Raw genomic sequence first — 18,192 nt, 5'->3', positions numbered from 1 at the left:
CTCACGGCGAAGTGCGCGAGCCGTAGGCCTCGAGGTGCGCCACTTGCTCGGGATCGAGCGAGGGGCGCACCGTCGCGCGTGCGGTCGCCACGTCTGCTGCGGTGACGTCGGCCGCATCCATCGACCGGCGCATGGCCGTCAGAGCGGCCTCGCGCAGGAGTGCCGCGCAGTCCGCCGCCGAGTATCCGTCCAGATCCTCGGCGAGGGCATCGAGATCGACGTCGTCGGCGAGGGGGACTGCTTTGCCGGTGGCACGCAGAATGTCCTTGCGCGCGTCGGCATCCGGGGGCGGCACGAACACGAGACGCTCCAGTCGGCCCGGTCGCAGCAGCGCCGGGTCGATCAGATCCGGTCGGTTGGTTGCGCCGAGTACGACGACGTCACGCAGAGGTTCGACGCCGTCGAGTTCGGTGAGCAGTGCCGCGACGACGCGATCTCCGACGCCGGAGTCCGACGATTGTCCGCGTCGGGGTGCGAGCGCGTCTACCTCGTCGAGAAAAATCAACGACGGCGCCGAGTCGCGGGCGCGCTGAAACAGCTCTCGCACCGCCTTCTCCGAGGATCCGACCCACTTGTCCATCAGCTCAGCACCCTTGACGGCGTGCACGCTCAGCTGGCCGGAACTGGCGAGAGCGCGAACCAGGAACGTCTTTCCGCATCCCGGAGGCCCGTAGAGGAGAACCCCGCGGGGAGGTTCGATTCCCAGCCGCGAGAACGAGTCCGGATGCCGAAGGGGCCACAGTACGGCTTCGGTGAGGGCTTGCTTGGTTTCCACCATGTCGCCGACGTCGTCCAGCGTGATGCTGCCGATCGCCAGTTCTTCGGAACCCGAACGAGACAGTGGGCGGATGACGTCGAGGGCGCCGAGCAGATCGCTCTGCAGGATCTTCGGATCCGCCTTGTCGGCGCTGGCTCGCGATGCTGCACGCAGAGCTGCCTCGCGCACCAGCGCCGCCAGATCTGCGACGACGAATCCCGGTGTGCGCAGAGCGATGTCACCCAGGATCAGACCCTCGGTGGGGGAGGCGCGCAGTAGATGTTCCAGTAGTGCGGTTCGGCCTGCGCCGTCGGGAAGCGAGAGCGTCAGTTCTCGATCGCACAGGTCCTGCGACCTCAGGCGTGCGTCGGTCGCCTCGGGGTGAGCGGTGGTGGCCACCAAGGCAATTCCGGGCGTGTCGACACCCCGTTTCAGTTTCTCGAGCACCAGAGTGGACACCGGTTCCGCAGTCGCCGGCAGCAACGCGTCGATGTCGGTGACGAGCAGAACCCCGCCGGCGCGCAACCGCTCGAACGCGGACGCCACGGCGTCGACGCGCGCGGAGGCTTCCAGTGCCCCGATCGACGGACCGTCCAGTTCGACGACCGGCCGGCCGGCGAGAACCGCACGTGCGAGCGTCGACTTTCCGACTCCCGCCGGACCGGTGATCAGGACTCCCAGATGCGGCGACGCACCCAACGTAGCCAGCAGTTCCGATTCGTCGAGGGCCAACCGAAGCCACTCGGTCAACTTCGACTGCTGAGCGGCCACCCCGACCAGCTCCTTGACCTTGACCGGCGCGGGCTCGGCTGCGGCGGGTGGCTGTTCGTTCCTGTCCGACACAGGTGTTCGCGCTCCGGTGCCCCAGCTGACGGCCGAGTTGGGTTGCACGCTGACCGGACCTCCGCTCGGATCGGTGGCCGAGACCGTCAACAGCTCGCTGGTCCACGCAACCCCGAACGAACGTGACAATGCCTGGGTCGCGGCGCTCGTGCTGGTACCGGGACCGAGATCCCGTGGCAGCAGCGAGACGGTGTCGCCCGCAGTCAGAACCTTCCCGAGAAGGGCCTTGCGCAGCGTCGCGTCGGGAATGGATCCGACGGCCAGCGTCGAACCGGACAGCGTCACCGTCCTGGCCCCGTACACAGTGACGGGAGCGACGGCGATGGAGCCGTCCTCCTTGATGCCCGCGTTGGACAGCGTGACGTCGTCGAGCAGTGCTGTGCCCTGCGGGGTGCCGTCGGGTGCTGTGCCCACCACAGCCGAGGTCCGGCGCGCGCCGATCAGTGCAACAGCGTCCCACTCGCGAATGCCGAGGGCCGCCAACACCTCCGGGTGCAGCCGGACGACTCCTCGGCGCGCATCCGCAGCCGACGTGTTGAGCCGCGCGGTCAGCACCAACTCCGGTGCGGTCACCGTGACGTCTCGCTCATCGGGGGCTCTTCGGGCGACGAAGGCCGAGCCTGGCTGCGGACCTACGGTTGTTGCCCGGCGCCCGGCGGATGGCCCGGCGCTCCGCTCGACGCTCCGCGGGCTTGGCGTCCCAGGTGTAGGGGCGGGCGGCGACCCAGCGCTGCGACCGAACGGCGAACGGAATGTGCGCCAGGTACATCGCGACGAGAACCATCAGCAGAACCAGCGGATACGTGATCAACGCGGCAGCGGCCAGCGCCACCAGAATCAGAAGCGCGGCTGCCATTCGCGGCGGAACCGAGACTGTTTTGAGGGCGAGAGTCGGGATGCGGCTGACTGCGAGGCCCGCGGTGAACACGGTCCAGCCGACGACGACGTAGAACGACGACCACCAGCCGTCACCCCATTCCTGGAACGCCGCGATCGGGGTGAGCACGATCAGCGCACCGGCGGGCGCCGGGACGCCGGTGAAGAACTCACTGGCGTAACCGGGTGAGTCGTCCTCGTCGAGAAGAGTGTTGAACCGTGCCAGACGCAGCACCATCGCCACCGCGTACACCAACGCGATGATCCATCCACTGCTCGAACCTTCCAACAGCGTCACGTACAGCACGAGAGCCGGTGCCACGCCGAAGGAGATGGCGTCGGCGAGTGAGTCGAGTTCGGCGCCGATGCGGCTGGTGGCGTCGAGCAACCGGGCGATTCTGCCGTCGAGTGCATCGAGAATCGCGGCCGCGCCGATCATCGCCAGCGAGGTTCCCAGCTGACCGTCCAGGGCGAACTTCACCGCGGACAAGCCGGCGCACAACGCCAGAATGGTGACGACGGACGGCAGCAATCGGACGGCTGCGGGCGGGCGGGCGCGTCTGGTGATCATCGCCGGCTATCGGGGAAGCTCGCCGAGCACCGTCTCGGCTCCGACTGCCCGCTGGCCCGGTTCGACCAGCAGAGTCGAACCGGAAGGGAAGTACGTGTCCACCCGGGAGCCGAACCGGATGAGGCCGTAGGTGTCACCGATGGTCAAGGCGTCGCCGACCTTCGCGTTGTTGACGATGCGTCGAGCGATCAACCCGGCGATCTGCACGACTCCGAGATCGTGTCCCGACGGGGTGCGGATGTGCATGCTGTTGCGTTCGTTGACCTCGCTCGCCTCGGCGAGGTCCGCGGATTTGAACTGGCCCTTGCGGTGCACGACCTCGACGACCTCGCCGGCGACGGGCACGCGTTGCACGTGCACGTCCAGGACCGAGAGGAAGATGCTGACGCGGGGAACGGCCTCGGTTCCGAGATCGAGCTCGGCGGGCGGCACCGCGGTGTCGACGAGTGTGATCAGCCCGTCCGCAGGTGCGACGACGACGCCCTGACGGTTCGGCGGAACGCGGCTGGGGTGGCGGAAGAACGTGGCGCACGCGCCGGCCGCGGTGAGTCCGGCCCGGCGGATCCACTTGTGCCTGCGGCCGAGTGCAGCGACCGCGAGCGGCCCGGCGACGAAGGGAAGGCCTGCTGGATGCAGCGGCGGAACGGTGTTTTTCACCAGCTCGGCGACATGCGCTATGCCGCTGCTGGGTGGTTGACCGATCGGGGCTGGACGGCGGGCCACTTCGCTCCTTAGAACATCTCTGGGGGCAGTGCCTGAAACGGACACTGCCGAGGCTTCACACAGTACGTGAGAAGCCCCGGCAGCCGGGAACGAGCAGTGACCGTCAGGTCCTCGAGCGACCCGTCACAGCCTTGACGATGAACAGCAGAATCACTGCGCCCAGCAGGCAGGTGAGGAAGCTGAAGATCAGGCCGCCGCCCTTGACATCGACTCCGAAGACGCTGAGCAACCAGCCGCCGAGGAATCCTCCGATGATGCCGACGACGATGTTCAAGATGATGCCCATCGATGCGTCCGTCTTCATGATCTTGCTACCGATCCATCCGGCCAAGCCGCCGATGACGATCCAACCGATGAAACCGAGTGCGGGTGTCATGTCATGCCCCTTTTTGTTTGTTGCCGTTTGACAACTGGGGCTGCCCAGAAACTTCACTCGTCAAACATTTTACCGAGCGCGCTCGCTTTCCGACTTGATGCGCTGCAGGGTCTTGTTCATTCCGTCGACGAGTTCGACGTCGAACTGCTCGATGCCGCCGAGAACGTTCTTGACGAGGAAGCCGGACACGGCGCTCGTGCCCGTCGGGGCCTCACGCTTCTCCACCACGGTGGTTCCCGTTGCCGACGGGGTGAGTGTGTAGGACCAGATCGTCTTGTTCTCCGCGATGCGGAACGCGATGGCCTTGTTCGGCTGGAATTCGACGACCTTCGCCGTGGTCGGCCAGACCAGCAGGCCCTTCCGATTGATGTTGAGCGTCGTCGTGCCCTTGCGGACATCGCCACCGAAGACCTTCATCTTCTTGCACTGAGGACTCCACTCACCCATGCGCTTCAGATCCGAGACGACCTTCCACACCTGCTCGGGACTGGCGTCGACGTCGATGCTGGCTTCGAGGGTCTTGCTCACGTGTTCCTCCGTAGATGCAACCGATAGTTACAGGTAAACGTAGTCGACAGGGTAGGTGTGGCGTGGCACTTCCGCCCGTTCCGTCGGGGATCCCCGACGGTAACCGAGCACGGGGAACGTCACGCCCGCCCGAGCATCTCCAGGTAGTGAGGGTTGGTCATGATGCCGAGGACGTTGCCGAAAGGGTCGACCACGGATGCGGTGTCGAAGCCTTCGCCGCGGGCTCGGATCTCGTCGTGCAGTGTTGCGCCTGCGGCGAGGAGCTTCTCGAGCGATCCGGCGAGGTCGTCGACGTGCCAGAAGGTGATGGATTCGGACTTCGAGGTTCCCGGGATCGCGTACTTGCGGTCGACGATGCCCAGTTCGTGCTGGAAGTCGCCGACTCGGAACTCGATGTAGCCCGGTGTTCCGTCCGGGTTGTCGCGGCGAAAGTACGGAGCGATTCCGAGGATGTCGGTGTACCAGTGGCCTGCCGCGTCGACGTCGTCTGCGTAGAAGCTGATGTTGCTGAGTCCTCTGAGCATTGCGTTCTCCCTCTCTCGTGGTTGTGGAGTCGACTATGCACGCGAAAGTGCTCATCTTCTGAGCACTTTCGGAGGGATACTTTCCTGCATGCGCGCAGACCGGCTCGTGGCGACACTTCTCCTGATGCAGACCCGTGGGCGGATCACCGCAGCCGAGGTCGCCGAAGAACTGGAGGTGTCGGCCTCGACAGCACGCCGGGACCTGGAATCGCTGTCGTCCGCCGGTATCCCGGTCTATCCGCAACCGGGTCGGAACGGCGGATGGCAACTGATCGGTGGCGCACGAACGGACCTGACCGGACTGAGTTCCACGGAAGCGCAGGCGTTGTTCACGTTGGTCGGTCCGGGCGCCGCATTGTCGCCGGACGCCAAGGCCGCGGTGCGCAAGCTGGTGAAGGCGTTACCCGAACCCTTCAGGGTCGACGCGCAAGCCGCGGCCGATGCGACGACGATCGATCCGGCCAGCTGGGGGCAGGAGTTGTCCGCAGGGTCGGAGCATGTCGGACTGCTGCAGCGCGCGGTGGTTCGGCGAGTGAACGTGAGGTTCGGTTACAAGACGTTCGGGCACACCGGGCCCGGGCACCGCGAGGTCGGTCCACTCGGGCTGGTGGACAAGAACGGGCACTGGTATCTGATCGCATCGACGGCTCACGGCCTGCGGACGTTCCGCCTCGACCGGATGTCCGAGGTCGCGCCCACCGACACGGTGTTCTCGCGTCCGGCGGGTTTCGATCTCGCCGACGCGTGGGCGTCCGTCGTCGAGACCGTGGAAGACCGGCAGCGCGCGACGTCGGCGGTCGTCGAGATCCCGGAGAGATTGCTGTCGGTGCTGCAGGCGCAGTTCGGCAAACATTGCGTGGTGCAGAACGTCGTCGACGGACGGCTGAGGGCGACGGTCTCCGCGCCTGCGCCGGTGATGATCGCCCAGCACCTGGCGGGCTGGGGTGCCGAGCTCGCGGTCGTCGAATCCGATTCGGTGCGAGCCGAGCTCGCGCGAATCGGATCCGAACTCACCTCCCTCTACGGGTAGAGGCCCTCACATGCGTGCGTGACGAGCGAGGACGAAGGCGTACAGGCCGTAGAGCGCGATGCCGACGCCGGCGAGGACCAGGAGTATCTGGCCGAACGGTTGTTCACCGAGCGTCTTGACGGCACCGTCGATGCCGGTGGCCTTACTGGGGTCGGAGGTGAACACCGCGACGACGACCAGTGCTCCGGCGCCGATCAATGCGGCACCCTTGGCGGCGTACCCGGCGATGCCGAGATATTCGACGCCTTTACTCTGGTTGCCTTCCAGGTCGTCGAGGAAGTTCTTCGATACGCCCTTGTAGACGTGGTAGCCGCCGACACCGATCACGACGAGTCCGACGACGATCAGCACGATCTTGCCGAATCCGTTCTCCATCAATCGCGCGGTCATGCCTGCGTTCTGTTGACCGCTCGATTGTCCGGAGCCCTTGGCGAAGCCGAAGGTGGACCAGGCGAACGCCAGGTAGACGACGGCGAGGGCGGCGGCTTTGAGCCGGTCCATCGCGCTGCCTTCGTCCTGATCCGACTTCTTGCCGACGACGGCTTCCATGACTCGCCACAGTGCGAGTGCGACGAACGCGACGACGGCGACCCACAGTGCGATGGCACCTCCGGGTTTGCTGCCCAGTTCGGCGAGCGCACCGGACTGGTCGGCGTTGCCGCCCTGCCCGAAGGCGAGTCGAACGGCGATGTAGCCGATGAGGATGTGCAGCAGCCCGCTGACGAAGTGACCGGCCCGGGCTGCTCGTTCGAACCACGTGTTGTTCTGGACCGTTTCCGCGGCGCCTGTTGCGCTCATTTCGTGCCCCCGACTTGTCGATTGGTAATCCATCTTTTTACCCGGCTGCGAACCCGACGAAACGCACATGCGTCGAAACTTCTTCAGCGCGCCTCACCCGCGAACGGTAACGAGAGGCGAAGACTGGGCGATGCAACGAACGAGGAATCAGGCCAAAACGAATTTTGTTCGGAGTGATCGATCGTGAACCTTCATTCGATCTTGCGTCGTCCAGGCTCGGGCGTGCCGCTGCTCGAATCGGCGCGGATGAGCGGAAGTCCAAGGAAGTGGCCGAGCGAAAAGCTCGAGCGCTTGTTGACCGCCCAGGAAATCGACCTCATCCGGCGCGGGCAGGTCTGACACCCCCTGCCGGCACCCCTGCTGGCACCAAGGCGCGGTGACGTCCGGCGCGGCATACTTGTCTTCAAGTAGCTGCCCGACCGGGAGGGTCATGAAGCCTGCAATTCTCAGCGTCGACGACGATCCGGGTGTATCCAGATCCGTCGCACGCGATCTTCGTCGCCACTACGGCGAGAACTACCGCATCATCAGGGCCGAGTCCGGTGGTCAGGCGCTCGATGCGTTGAAAGAACTGAAACTGCGCGGCCAGCCGGTCGCGATCCTGCTGGCCGATTACCGGATGCCGCAGATGAACGGCATGGAATTTCTCGAGCAGGCGATGGACCTGTATCCGGCGGCTCGCCGGGTCCTGCTGACCGCGTACGCCGACACCGACGCGGCCATCGATGCCATCAACGTCATCGACCTCGATTATTACCTCCTCAAGCCGTGGGATCCGCCGGAGGAGAAGCTCTACCCGGTGCTCGACGCTCAGCTCGAGGCTTGGGCGTCCAGCGATCACCGGCCGGTGGAGGAAACCAAGGTGATCGGCCACCGCTGGTCCGCGAGGTCGTCGGAGGTTCGGGAATTCCTGGCTCGCAATCAGCTGCCGTATCGCTGGTACATGGCCGACGACCCCGAAGGGGTGCGGCTGCTGACGTCGGCCGGTGTCGACGACACCGTGTGCCCGGTGATCGTGACTGCGGACGGCACAGCACTGTGTGCGCCGTCCGACTCGGAACTCGGCAATCATCTCGGCCTCACGACGACACCGTCCGGTGAGTTCTACGACCTGGTCGTCATCGGTGGTGGACCGGCAGGTCTGGGTGCGGCGCTGTACGGCGCGTCGGAAGGACTGCGCACGACGCTCATCGAGCGCACCGCGACGGGTGGGCAGGCAGGACAGAGTTCCCGTATCGAGAACTACCTGGGATTTCCCGACGGCGTGTCCGGTGCTCAGTTGGCCGAGCGTGCGCGTCGGCAAGCGTTGAAGTTCGGCGCCGAGGTGGTGACGACGCAGGACGTCGTCGGGCTCGAGGCCAACGGTTCGGCCCGGACGATTCGGTTCGCGGACGGTCGGAGCATCGACGCTCAGACCGTGATCCTGTCGACGGGGGTGGCGTACCGGCAGTTGGCGACGCCCGGCATCGAGAAGTTCACCGGCCGCGGAGTGTTCTACGGATCGGCGATGACGGAGGCCGCGCGCTGCGCGGAGCAGGACGTCTACATCGTCGGCGGCGCCAACTCGGCCGGTCAGGCAGCGGTGTACCTGGCCCGCGGAGCGAAGTCGGTGACAATTCTGATCCGTGGGCAGTCGCTCGAAGCATCGATGTCGTACTACCTGATCAAGCAGATCGAGGATCATCCGCGAATCACGGTACGGACGTGCACCGAGGTCGTGGGCGTCGGCGGCGACGATCACCTGGAGGCCATCACCCTGCACAACCGTGTGACGGACACCGACGAGACGGTTCCCGGGCAGTACCTGTTCCTGTTCATCGGTGCGGCACCTCGGACGGAGTGGCTCGACGGTGTCGTGGTGCGCGACGAGCACGGCTTCGTCGTCACGGGACCAGATCTGGTGGTCGACGGCAAGGGACCGACGGGATGGGATCGCGACAGGTTGCCGCACCATCTCGAGACCAGTGTCCCCGGCGTGTTCGCGGCCGGTGACGTGCGATCCGACTCGGCGAAACGCGTCGCGTCGGCTGTGGGAGAGGGAGCGATGGCCGTGATGCTGGTGCACAGATACCTGGCGAACCCGTGAGCGTGCAGAGCGACCCCGGATCGCTGCGGTGTAGTCCGGAGGAGCTGAAGACGCTGTTCCTGTTCGAGAAGTTGTCGGACGAGCAGGTGGAGAAGCTGTGCCACGAGGGGCACATCGAGATCATCGAGCCAGGGCCCGTGTTCAGCGAGGGTGAACCTGCCACGTGCTTCTACGTGCTGATGGACGGTTCGTTGGTGCTGACGAAGAACTCCAGCGGCGAGGAGATGGTGATCAGCCGGACGTCTCAGCGCGGGGTGTACGCCGGTGCGTGGCAGGCGTATCTGCGTGATCGGGTGCCGCAGACGTACCCGAGTTCGATGCGTGTGACCGAGACATCGCGGTTCTTCGTGCTCGACGCGGCGTGTTTCGCGGAGATCGTCGAGGAATGGTTTCCGATGGCGCTGCATCTGCTCGAGGGCTTGTTCGTCGGTGCGCTCAACACCAAGCAGATCGTCGACCAGCGTGAGCGACTGCTGGCGCTCGGGTCGTTGTCCGCCGGCCTGACGCACGAGCTGAACAATCCGGCCGCGGCAGCGGTACGGGCGACGGATGCGCTGCGCGATCGGGTCGCCCACATGCGCCAGAAGCTGAAGATGATCGCGAACGGTTCGCTCGACCCGGCGTCGCTGACTTCCCTCGTCGGATTGCAGGAGGAAGCCGTCGAGCTGGTCGCGAAGGCCCCCAAGCTGTCGCCGCTCGAGGCGTCGGATGCGGAGGACGAACTGGGGGACTGGTTCGACGATCACGGCATCGCGGGTGGGTGGGATCTGGCTCCGACGTTCGTGCAGGCGGGCCTCGACATCGCGTGGCTGGACAAGGTCGCGGCCACCGTCGACGAGTCCAAGACGCTCGAAGGTGCGATCCGCTGGCTCAACTACACCGTCGAGACCGAATTGCTGATGAACGAGATCGCCGATTCGACGACCCGGGTGTCGACGCTCGTCGGTGCGGCCAAACAGTATTCGCAGATGGATCGAGCGCCGTACCAGACGATCGACTTACGTGAACTGCTCGACAGCACTCTGGTGATGCTCGCACGGAAGATCGGCGACGACATTTCGGTGGTCAAGGACTACGACCCGGCAGTGCCTCCGATTCCCGCCTACGCGGCGGAACTGAATCAGGTGTGGACCAACCTCGTCGACAACGCCGTGCAGGCGATGAACGGGGCCGGAACACTGACCGTGGCAACGAGACTCGATCACGACCACGTATTGGTCGAGATCGGCGACACCGGGCCCGGAGTGCCGGAGAACATCCGTTCACGAATCTTCGAGCCCTTCTTCACCACCAAACCGGTCGGTGAGGGAACCGGCCTCGGCCTCGACATCTCGTGGCGCATCGTCGTCAAGAAGCATCACGGCGACCTACGTGTCGAATCCGAGCCGGGAAACACGCGTTTCGTCGTCAGGCTTCCCATCGAGCCGGCAACCGAAGCAGAGCCCACAACCGAAGCGACAGAGGGGGAGTCATGACCGAGCCGATTCCTGGAATCGATGTCACCGCCGAGCCGTCGGGACCGGGGTGTCTCGAATGTTCGACCAGCGACGGTTGGTGGTTCCACCTTCGTCGGTGCGCGCAGTGCGGGCACGTCGGGTGTTGCGATTCGTCTCCGTCGCAGCATGCGAGCAAGCACGCCGAAAGCACCGGCCATCAGTTCATCAGAAGCTTCGAACCGGGGGAGAGCTGGTACTACAGCTACGCCGACGAGCAGATGTACGACGGGCCGGAACTTGCTCCGCCGCAGCATCATCCGCTCGATCAGTCGACGCCGGGGCCCGCGGACCGCGTGCCGTCGGGGTGGCAGAACTACCTCAACTGACATGAGCGAGAGCAAGACCGGGCCGACGGCGACGGACGTGGTCGCGTGGCTCGAGAGCGTCGAGCATCCGGTGCGCCGCGCCGACGGGTTGGCGTTGCACCGGCTGTTCACACGTGTCACCGGGGAACCTGCCGTCATGTGGGGTCCGTCGATGGTGGGTTACGGCCGGTACCACTACCGATACGACAGTGGCCGGGAAGGCGACGCACTCGCGGTCGGCTTCTCGCCCCGTAGGACCTCTCTCGTGCTGTACGGGTTGACGTACGCTCCCGAATCCCAGGCACTGCTGAACGAACTGGGCAAACACAAGCCCGGGGCCGGATGCCTGTACGTCAACAAGCTCGCCGACGTCGACTCGGCGGTGTTGGAGAAGATGATCGAGCTGTCGTATCCGTACGTGGTGGGTACGCTCGGCACATGACTCTGATCGCGGAGGATCTGTTTCTGGTTCTGGTCGACGACGTGACGGGTAAGCCGATCGTCGACAGTACGAAATTCCCGCGTGTGCTGGCGGGTGCGTTGGTGCTCGAGCTGGCCATGAACGGCGCCGTACGCATCACCGCGAAGGGTGAAGCGGTCAAGGACGGCAGGCTCGTGGTGTCGGGGCCGCCCCCGCAGGATCCGCTTCTCGCGCGGGTCCACGCGTTCATCGGAACCGAGAACAACCCGCCGAAACCGCAGAAAGTCATCGAGAAGCTCCACAAGAACCTGAAACAGGAGATCGGTCTCCGCCTGGCGCATCGAGGTGCGGTCACACAGCACGAGGACAGAATCCTCGGCCTGTTCCCGACGACGTCCTGGCCTGCCCGTGACACCACACGCACAGCATGGCTGATCCAGTGGATTCACAGCGCGATCGTCGACGGTACGACGCCGTTGCCGGAGATATCGGCTGTCGTGTCGATGTTGTCCGCGATCGACGCGGTCCACAAGGTGTTGCCTGCCGCCGACAAGCGAGCGGCGAAACGTCGAGCGAAGGACATCGCCGAGGGCGACTGGGCGGGCGAGGCCGTCCGGAAGGCAGTGCAGGATGTGAACGCCGCGCTGGCGGTGGCGATCGTCGTCCCCGCCATCGCTGCGTCCGGTAGCTGAGCACTGGGCAGCAGGTCCTGCGATGATCGTGCGATGACGCGATCTCTCGCCATTCTGATGTTCGACGACGTCGAGGTGCTCGACGCATGCGGGCCGTTCGAAGTCTTCTCGGTGGCGAACCGAATCACCACGCGCGACGGGGGAGTGCGCGCGTTCGACGTGGTGCTCGTCGGAGTCGACGACGGTCCGGTGCATGCCCGCGGTGGCATGCGCATCGCGGTGGACACCACGATCGACGACACCAGGCGTTACGACGTGGTGCTCGTGCCCGGTGGTGTCGTCGACGAGGTACCTGCGGCCGCTGCGGCGTGGATCCACACGCAGTTCGGCACAACGGAAGTGACCGCGTCGGTGTGCACCGGTGCGTTTCTGCTGGCCGACGCCGGGGTGCTGGATGCACGTCCGGTGACGACGCACTGGGAAGACGTCGACGACCTCCGGCGGCGGTGGCCGAGTCTCGATGTCCGCGAGGGTGTCCGGTATCTCGATCACGGCGACATCGCGACGTCCGCGGGCATCAGTGCAGGACTGGACCTGGCGCTGCACCTGGTCTCGCGACTGGTGAGTCCGGACGTCGCAACGAGCACCGCTCGGCAGATGCAGTACGAATGGTCAGACGGTCAGTAAACGCAGGACCAGTGCTGCGACAGGCAGTGCAAAAGTGAGCCGAGGACGACACGAAAAAGGGGCCCGGTCGAACCGGGCCCCTTTTTCTACTTCTCGCTCAGGAATTCGACTGCGTCTGTCCCTCGTGGGAATCGGCGAATTCGGGAGTGTCGAACACTTCGCCTCCGAGCGGGTCGACGGGACCGCTGTCCGCCGAGTACTCCACTGCGCCGGTGTCGGGATCGACCTCGAGCGATTCCGTCGACACTTCGTGCACGGCGAGGACGACTGCGCCGTCGGTCGGCGTGGCCAAACCGATCTGCGACGGTCCGAGGCCCGAGAACGTCGACGAGATACCGGCTCCCCGACGACGATTCTGTGTGTCCGAGTTCGTACCGGAGCTGTCGCCGTCTGCAGTGGGTGTCGCGGTGACCCGGACGTACCGCGGGGTCGTCGCGACGTCGTATCGGAACGCCTTCAACATGGACACGCACGCCAGCACGAGGATTATCGAGAACGGAACGGCCGTCGCGATGGACATCGTCTGCAGTGCGGTCAGTGACCCGGCGCCGCCGACGAGAAGCAGAATCGTCGCCGCGGTGCCTTCGAGGATCGACCAGTAGACGCGCGTGATCTTCGGCGGTTCCAGATCGCCTCCGGTGGACAGGATGTCGATGACGAGCGATCCCGAGTCCGAGGACGTGACGAAGAAGAACACGATGACGAAGATCGCGAGCAAGCTGCTGATCGTGGCCAGAGGCAAGCCGTCGAGCAACTGGAAGAGCGAGGTGTTGGTGTTCACCGCGCCGTCGACGAGGAGATCGCCCTGCTCGCGCTGACGAAGAATGCCTGCGTCGCCGAAGATGGTGAACCACAGCGAACCGATGATCGTCGGGGCCAGCAGAACACCGAAGACGAACTCACGGATGGTGCGTCCACGCGAGATGCGCGCGATGAACATGCCGACGAAGGGCGCCCAGCTCATCCACCAACCCCAGTAGAAGATGGTCCACGCGCCGGCCCAGCCGTCGTCGGAGAAGGGGGAGGTGCGCAGCATCAGCTCCGGCATGGCCTGGATGTACCCGCCGAGGTTCTGCACCCAGGACTGCATGAGAAACAGCGTCGGGCCTGCGATCAGCACGAAGACGGCCAACCCGGCGGCGAGTGCCATGTTGATGTTGGACAGCCACTTCAGGCCACGCTTGACGCCGGAGACCACCGAGTACGTGGCGATGCCGGTGATGCCTGCGATGAGCAGGACGGTGACCCAGTTGCTGGTGTCGACCCAGCCCAGGTACTCGAGGCCGGCCGAGATCTGCTGAACGCCGAAGCCGAGGGACGTCGCGACGCCGAACAGTGTTCCGATGATCGCGACCGCATCGATGGCATGGCCGATACCGCCTTCGATCCGCTTACGCCCCAGCAACGGCTCGAGCAGCCAACGCACCGACAACGGCCGGCCCTTGCGGTAGGTCATGTACGCCAGGCCGAGGCCGACGACCACGTAGATCGCCCACGCGTGCAGGCCCCAGTGGAACAGTGTCAGTTCCATGGCCTGATTCGCTGCGGCGTCCGTCGACCCGGCGACTCCACCGGCCTCCGGTGGAACGACGTAGTGCGACAGGGGCTCGGCGACACCGTAGAAGACGAGGCCGATGCCCATGCCCGCGCTGAACAGCATCGCGAACCAGGACAGCACCCCGAACTCGGGCTTCTCGTCGTCGCGTCCGAGTCGGATGTTTCCGACGCGGCTGACACCGCAGTACACGGCGAAGACGACGAATCCTGTCGTCGCGAGTATGTACCACCAGCCGACGCCGTCGGTGATCGCCGAATTCAGCGTCGAGAACGCGTCGGCAGCAGTGCTGGAGTAGATCACGGCGAAGGCGATCATCACGAAGATGACGATGGAGGCGGGGATGAAGACGGGCTTTCGAAGCCCGTCCCACGCTTCCTTCACCGCGTTGGGCTTCTTGTCCAGATTCACGTCGAGTCTTCCGTCCTCACGATTTTCGTATCCGAATCATGGGCGGCTACCGATGCAGTCGAGACCGGGCCGACCACATGTCGTTTCTCTTACTTATGCGTTCTATTGGTCAAGTGCCGGTAAACACGATAACCGACCTGTTCGACTCGAGCGAATTCGGCGTTCGACCGAGAACTCGCTGACGTGGCGATCTGCCGTTAATGTTTCGTCGTGCCGCAAACAACGACGGTGGTGGTCCTCGCACTCGGTGCAGCGCTGTGCATCGCAGTCGGGACAGTGGTTCGGCAGCGCACGGCAGCGCAGGTCCCGGTGGAGTCCAACGGTGCACTGGGGCCCATCGGGTCGCTGGTCAAGCAGCCGATCTGGTGGGTGGGGACCGTCGTCGGAATCCTCGGCTACGCGCTCCAGGCGGCCGCGCTCGGGATGGGATCGCTGCTCCTGGTCCAGCCTCTGCTGGTGCTGTCGTTGCTGTTCGCGCTTCCGCTCGGCGCACGGTTTGCACATCGGACGATCTCCGCCACCGAGTGGATGTGGGCCGCAGCACTGACCGCCTCGGTGGCGATCCTCGTCGTGGTCGGGGACCCGAAGCCCGGAGTGGAGAGGGCCGAGGCTCGGCACTGGATCGTCGTCTGCCTGATCGGACTACCGTTCGTCGCGCTGTGCGTCCTTGCGTCACGTAAGGCGAGCGGTCCTCGAAAAGCATTGCTGCTCGGCATCTCCGGGGGTGCATTGTTCGGCGTCGCCGCCGTGCTGACCAAGGGCGTGGTCCACCTCGTGAGCCGCGGAGTCGTTCCTCTGTTGACCTCCGTCGAGTTGTACGCGCTGATAGCCGTGGCGGTCGCGGCGATCACCCTGCAGCAGTCCGCATTTCAAGCCGGCGCTCTGCAGGCCTCGCTTCCCGCCACCACGGTGATGGAACCGGTGGTGGCGTCGGCTCTCGGGTTCGTGGTCCTCGGCGAGTACCTCGCCACCGGAAGAGGCGGCAGTGTGGTCCTCGTGGTCGCTCTCGTCGCGATGGTCGCGGCCACTGTTGCACTCGCCCGGTCATCGGCGCGAGACGAGCCGTCGGTGCCGATCTCGCCATGACCACCGGCCGCCTGTCGCCGGGACGGACGTTCGCCGGGTACACGGTCGAGCGGCTGCTCGGGGTGGGTGGGATGAGTGAGGTCTACCTCGTCGAAGGGCGCGAGACACTCAAGATTCTCGACGAGGACGCCTCGGGAGACGAGCAGCTCCGGGCGAAATTCGTCATGGAGGCGAAGATCGCGGCGCGGCTGCACCATCCGAACATCGTGTCCGTGCACGCCCACGGTGAGTTCGGCGGTCGACTGTGGATGACGATGCACTACGTCGAGGGATACAGCGCAGCGCGGCTCGTCGCACGCGGCCAGATCGCCCTCGACGTCGACCGAGCTGCCCGCATCGTCAGCGAAGTGGCGAAAGGTCTGGACTACGCCCACACTCAGGGCGTACTGCACCGCGACGTGAAACCGTCGAACATCCTGATCAGTACCGAACCGCGTGGCGGTTTCGAGCAGGTGATGGTGTCGGACTGGGGGATCGCGCGATTCCTCGACGCCGGACCGGTGGCGCGAGGAGGGTCGGTCTTCGCGTCCATTCAGTACGCCGCACCGGAACTGCTTCGCGGTGAGCGTCTGTCCGCTCGAACCGATGTCTACGCGTTGGGCGCAACGCTCGTGGAATTGCTCACCGGCAAGCCCCCGTATCCCCTCGCGACGCCGCTCGCGATCACGGACGCTCAGCTGAACGCGTCGCCTCCGTCGGTGACCGCGCGCCGACGAGACCTACGGAAGGGTCTCGACGGCGTCGTCGCGACCGCGCTGGCCAAGAAGCCGGAAGATCGATTCGCGACGTGCACGGAACTCAGCAACGCCGTCGCCGACGCCCTTGCTGCTCCCGCTCCGGAGCCCCCGCCTCGAAAGTCGCCCTTCGGGGCCGGGTGGCGTCGGAGGTTCTGATTGTCCGGCCCGTCAGTTGTCCGGATCGTCGTCGAGTGGTCTGTTGGCGACGACGGGGTACTGCCCGGTGTAGCCGAGACGTTCCTCGGCGACGGCGAGGACCTTCGTCCGCACCAGGAACCATCCGCCGATCAGTGCCGGGATGATGACGACGAGGGTGGCGATCGTCCAGGACCCGATCGGGGCGTCGAAGGCCATCAGAACCAGCACCCCGAAGAGGAACACCAGCGTCGCGTAGCTCGTGTACGGGGCGCCGAACAGACGGAATTTCGGACGTTCGAGGATGCCCTTCTTGGACCAGCGGTAGAGCTGGATCTGGCACAGCACGATCGTCGCCCAGCTCGCGATGATGCCGAGGGCGGACATGTTCAGCACGATCTCGAAGGCCTCACCCGGGGCGATGGCGTTGAGTGCGACGCCGAACAGCGTGATGAAGCAGGTGAGCAGAATGCCGCCGAACGGAACGCCGCCCTTGGTCATCTTCTTGGTGAACTCGGGAGCGCTGCCGTTCATGGCCATCGAGCGCAGGATGCGACCCGTCGAGTAGAGGCCGGCATTCAGTGAGGACAGAGCAGCAGTGAGCACGACGATGTTCATGATCGTGCCCGCGCCGCCGAGACCGATGCTCGAGAAGAACGTCACGAAAGGCGATGTTCCTGCTGCGTATGCCGTGTAGGGGAGCAATAGCGCCAGCAGGACGAGCGAGCCGACGTAGAACAGCGCGATACGCGCGATCACCGAGTTGATCGCGCGCGGCATGATCTTCGCCGGGTTCTCGGTCTCACCGGCGGCGGTGCCGACCAGCTCGACGGCGGCGTACGCGAACACGACGCCGGAGATGACGATGACCAGCGGCCACGCGCCCGACGGGAACAGCCCGCCGTTGTCGGTGATGAGGCTGATGCCGGGCATCTCGCTGCCGACGGGGATGCGTCCGGCGAGGAAGACGATGCCGACGATCAGGAACGTCACGAGTGCGACGACCTTGATCATCGCGGCCCAGAACTCCATCTCGCCGAACCACTTCACCGAGACCAGGTTGAGGCTCATGACCAGCACGAGCGCGATCAGTGCGATGACCCACTGCGGGATCACCTCGAACGATCCCCAGTAGTGCATGTAGGTGGCGATGGCCGTCACGTCGACGATGGCCGTCATGGCCCAGTTGAGGAAGTACATCCAGCCTGCGACGAATGCGGCTTTCTCGCCGAAGAACTCACGGGCGTACGAGACGAACGATCCCGACGACGGGCGGTGCAGCACCAGTTCGCCGAGGGCGCGGAGGATGAAGAAGACGAAGATGCCGCACAGGGCGTAGGCGAGGAACAGGCCGGGGCCTGCGCTGGCGAGTCGTCCACCCGCGCCGAGGAACAGCCCGGTGCCGATGGCGCCACCGATGGCGATCATCTGGAGCTGGCGAGGTTTGAGACCCTTGTGGTAGCCCTCCTCCTCGTGGTCCATGGCGGAGTTGTCGTACTTCGTGTCGACCGAATCGGACATGTGACGATCCTTGCTGTCGATGCGTGTATGGGTGTTTTGTCCGAAATGAGCTAGTGGCGAATGTTGCTGTCTCCGAACGTTATTTCCGGATCGC

At 65.2% G+C, this 18,192-nt stretch carries 19 protein-coding genes; 10 read left to right on the top strand and 9 right to left on the bottom strand.

The window, feature by feature from the left end; genetic code table 11:
- Position 1: 1 nt before the first annotated feature.
- From H292_RS0120440 to H292_RS0120415, 6 genes are all read right to left on the bottom strand, one after another.
- A complete protein-coding gene (locus H292_RS0120440) occupies positions 2 to 2,173 on the bottom strand; it encodes an AAA family ATPase (RefSeq protein ID WP_020112584.1) in 2,172 nt (723 codons plus the stop codon).
- 13 nt (positions 2,174 to 2,186) lie between these two features.
- Positions 2,187 to 3,047: a CDP-diacylglycerol--serine O-phosphatidyltransferase gene (pssA, locus tag H292_RS0120435; RefSeq protein WP_019666627.1), complete on the bottom strand. Its 861-nt coding sequence runs from the start codon at positions 3,045 to 3,047 to the stop codon at positions 2,187 to 2,189.
- A 6-nt stretch (positions 3,048 to 3,053) separates the two neighbouring features.
- The gene (locus H292_RS0120430; RefSeq protein ID WP_026348061.1) at positions 3,054 to 3,770 is read right to left on the bottom strand and encodes a phosphatidylserine decarboxylase; all 717 of its coding nucleotides are present in this window, start codon (positions 3,768 to 3,770) and stop codon (positions 3,054 to 3,056) included.
- A 103-nt stretch (positions 3,771 to 3,873) separates the two neighbouring features.
- The gene (locus tag H292_RS0120425) at positions 3,874 to 4,146 is read right to left on the bottom strand and encodes a GlsB/YeaQ/YmgE family stress response membrane protein (protein ID WP_019666625.1); all 273 of its coding nucleotides are present in this window, start codon (positions 4,144 to 4,146) and stop codon (positions 3,874 to 3,876) included.
- A gap of 69 nt (positions 4,147 to 4,215) precedes the next feature.
- The gene (locus H292_RS0120420; RefSeq protein ID WP_020112583.1) at positions 4,216 to 4,674 is read right to left on the bottom strand and encodes an SRPBCC family protein; all 459 of its coding nucleotides are present in this window, start codon (positions 4,672 to 4,674) and stop codon (positions 4,216 to 4,218) included.
- Positions 4,675 to 4,793: 119 nt separating this feature from the next.
- On the bottom strand, positions 4,794 to 5,198 hold the full coding sequence (locus tag H292_RS0120415; RefSeq protein WP_020112582.1) for a VOC family protein: 405 nt from the start codon (positions 5,196 to 5,198) through the stop codon (positions 4,794 to 4,796).
- Positions 5,199 to 5,286: 88 nt separating this feature from the next.
- Between H292_RS0120415 and H292_RS0120410 the strand changes: the two genes are divergently transcribed.
- Positions 5,287 to 6,228, top strand: a complete 942-nt coding sequence (locus tag H292_RS0120410; RefSeq protein ID WP_020112581.1) for a helix-turn-helix transcriptional regulator — start codon at positions 5,287 to 5,289, stop codon at positions 6,226 to 6,228.
- A gap of 6 nt (positions 6,229 to 6,234) precedes the next feature.
- On the opposite strand, the gene H292_RS0120405 is transcribed toward H292_RS0120410, so the two are convergent.
- Entirely contained in the window at positions 6,235 to 7,026 is a 792-nt protein-coding gene (locus tag H292_RS0120405; RefSeq protein ID WP_019666621.1) for a DUF1206 domain-containing protein, read from the bottom strand.
- A gap of 183 nt (positions 7,027 to 7,209) precedes the next feature.
- Between H292_RS0120405 and H292_RS28220 the strand changes: the two genes are divergently transcribed.
- The 7 genes from H292_RS28220 (at position 7,210) to H292_RS0120370 (ending at position 12,653) form a co-directional block, all read left to right on the top strand.
- A complete protein-coding gene (locus tag H292_RS28220; RefSeq protein ID WP_155290417.1) occupies positions 7,210 to 7,365 on the top strand; it encodes a hypothetical protein in 156 nt (51 codons plus the stop codon).
- A 91-nt stretch (positions 7,366 to 7,456) separates the two neighbouring features.
- On the top strand, positions 7,457 to 9,112 hold the full coding sequence (locus H292_RS0120395) for an FAD-dependent oxidoreductase (protein ID WP_020112580.1): 1,656 nt from the start codon (positions 7,457 to 7,459) through the stop codon (positions 9,110 to 9,112).
- A complete protein-coding gene (locus H292_RS0120390; RefSeq protein ID WP_019666618.1) occupies positions 9,109 to 10,587 on the top strand; it encodes an ATP-binding protein in 1,479 nt (492 codons plus the stop codon). Before H292_RS0120395 ends, H292_RS0120390 begins: the two co-directional genes overlap by 4 nt.
- On the top strand, positions 10,584 to 10,934 hold the full coding sequence (locus tag H292_RS0120385) for a UBP-type zinc finger domain-containing protein (RefSeq protein ID WP_019666617.1): 351 nt from the start codon (positions 10,584 to 10,586) through the stop codon (positions 10,932 to 10,934). Before H292_RS0120390 ends, H292_RS0120385 begins: the two co-directional genes overlap by 4 nt.
- A 1-nt stretch (position 10,935) precedes the next feature.
- Positions 10,936 to 11,355, top strand: coding sequence for a DUF1801 domain-containing protein (locus H292_RS0120380; protein WP_019666616.1), 420 nt, complete (start codon positions 10,936 to 10,938; stop codon positions 11,353 to 11,355).
- Positions 11,352 to 12,026 carry a GOLPH3/VPS74 family protein gene (locus H292_RS0120375; RefSeq protein ID WP_019666615.1) on the top strand — a complete coding sequence of 225 codons (675 nt, stop codon included), beginning with the start codon at positions 11,352 to 11,354 and terminating at the stop codon, positions 12,024 to 12,026. Before H292_RS0120380 ends, H292_RS0120375 begins: the two co-directional genes overlap by 4 nt.
- Before the next feature lie 33 nt (positions 12,027 to 12,059).
- Positions 12,060 to 12,653, top strand: coding sequence for a DJ-1/PfpI family protein (locus tag H292_RS0120370; RefSeq protein WP_019666614.1), 594 nt, complete (start codon positions 12,060 to 12,062; stop codon positions 12,651 to 12,653).
- Between the two features lie 97 nt (positions 12,654 to 12,750).
- On the opposite strand, the gene H292_RS0120365 is transcribed toward H292_RS0120370, so the two are convergent.
- A complete protein-coding gene (locus H292_RS0120365; RefSeq protein ID WP_020112579.1) occupies positions 12,751 to 14,619 on the bottom strand; it encodes a BCCT family transporter in 1,869 nt (622 codons plus the stop codon).
- 210 nt (positions 14,620 to 14,829) lie between these two features.
- Between H292_RS0120365 and H292_RS0120360 the strand changes: the two genes are divergently transcribed.
- Together H292_RS0120360 and H292_RS0120355 are read left to right on the top strand one after the other, a co-directional pair.
- On the top strand, positions 14,830 to 15,705 hold the full coding sequence (locus H292_RS0120360) for a DMT family transporter (RefSeq protein WP_033188683.1): 876 nt from the start codon (positions 14,830 to 14,832) through the stop codon (positions 15,703 to 15,705).
- Positions 15,702 to 16,598 (top strand): serine/threonine-protein kinase, encoded by an 897-nt coding sequence (locus H292_RS0120355; protein ID WP_019666611.1) that lies wholly within the window; start codon positions 15,702 to 15,704, stop codon positions 16,596 to 16,598. The genes H292_RS0120360 and H292_RS0120355 overlap by 4 nt, the downstream gene beginning before the upstream one ends.
- Positions 16,599 to 16,610: 12 nt before the next feature.
- Here H292_RS0120355 and H292_RS0120350 read toward each other — a convergent pair whose 3' ends face one another.
- Positions 16,611 to 18,098, bottom strand: coding sequence for an amino acid permease (locus tag H292_RS0120350; protein ID WP_019666610.1), 1,488 nt, complete (start codon positions 18,096 to 18,098; stop codon positions 16,611 to 16,613).
- Positions 18,099 to 18,192: the final 94 nt, after the last annotated feature.

It is taken from the genome of Rhodococcus sp. 114MFTsu3.1, from assembly GCF_000383555.1.
Classification (GTDB): Bacteria; Actinomycetota; Actinomycetes; order Mycobacteriales; family Mycobacteriaceae; genus Rhodococcoides; species Rhodococcoides fascians_E.
Note: the sequence above shows the minus strand (reverse complement) of the source record. Positions and strands in the feature narration are given on the sequence as shown.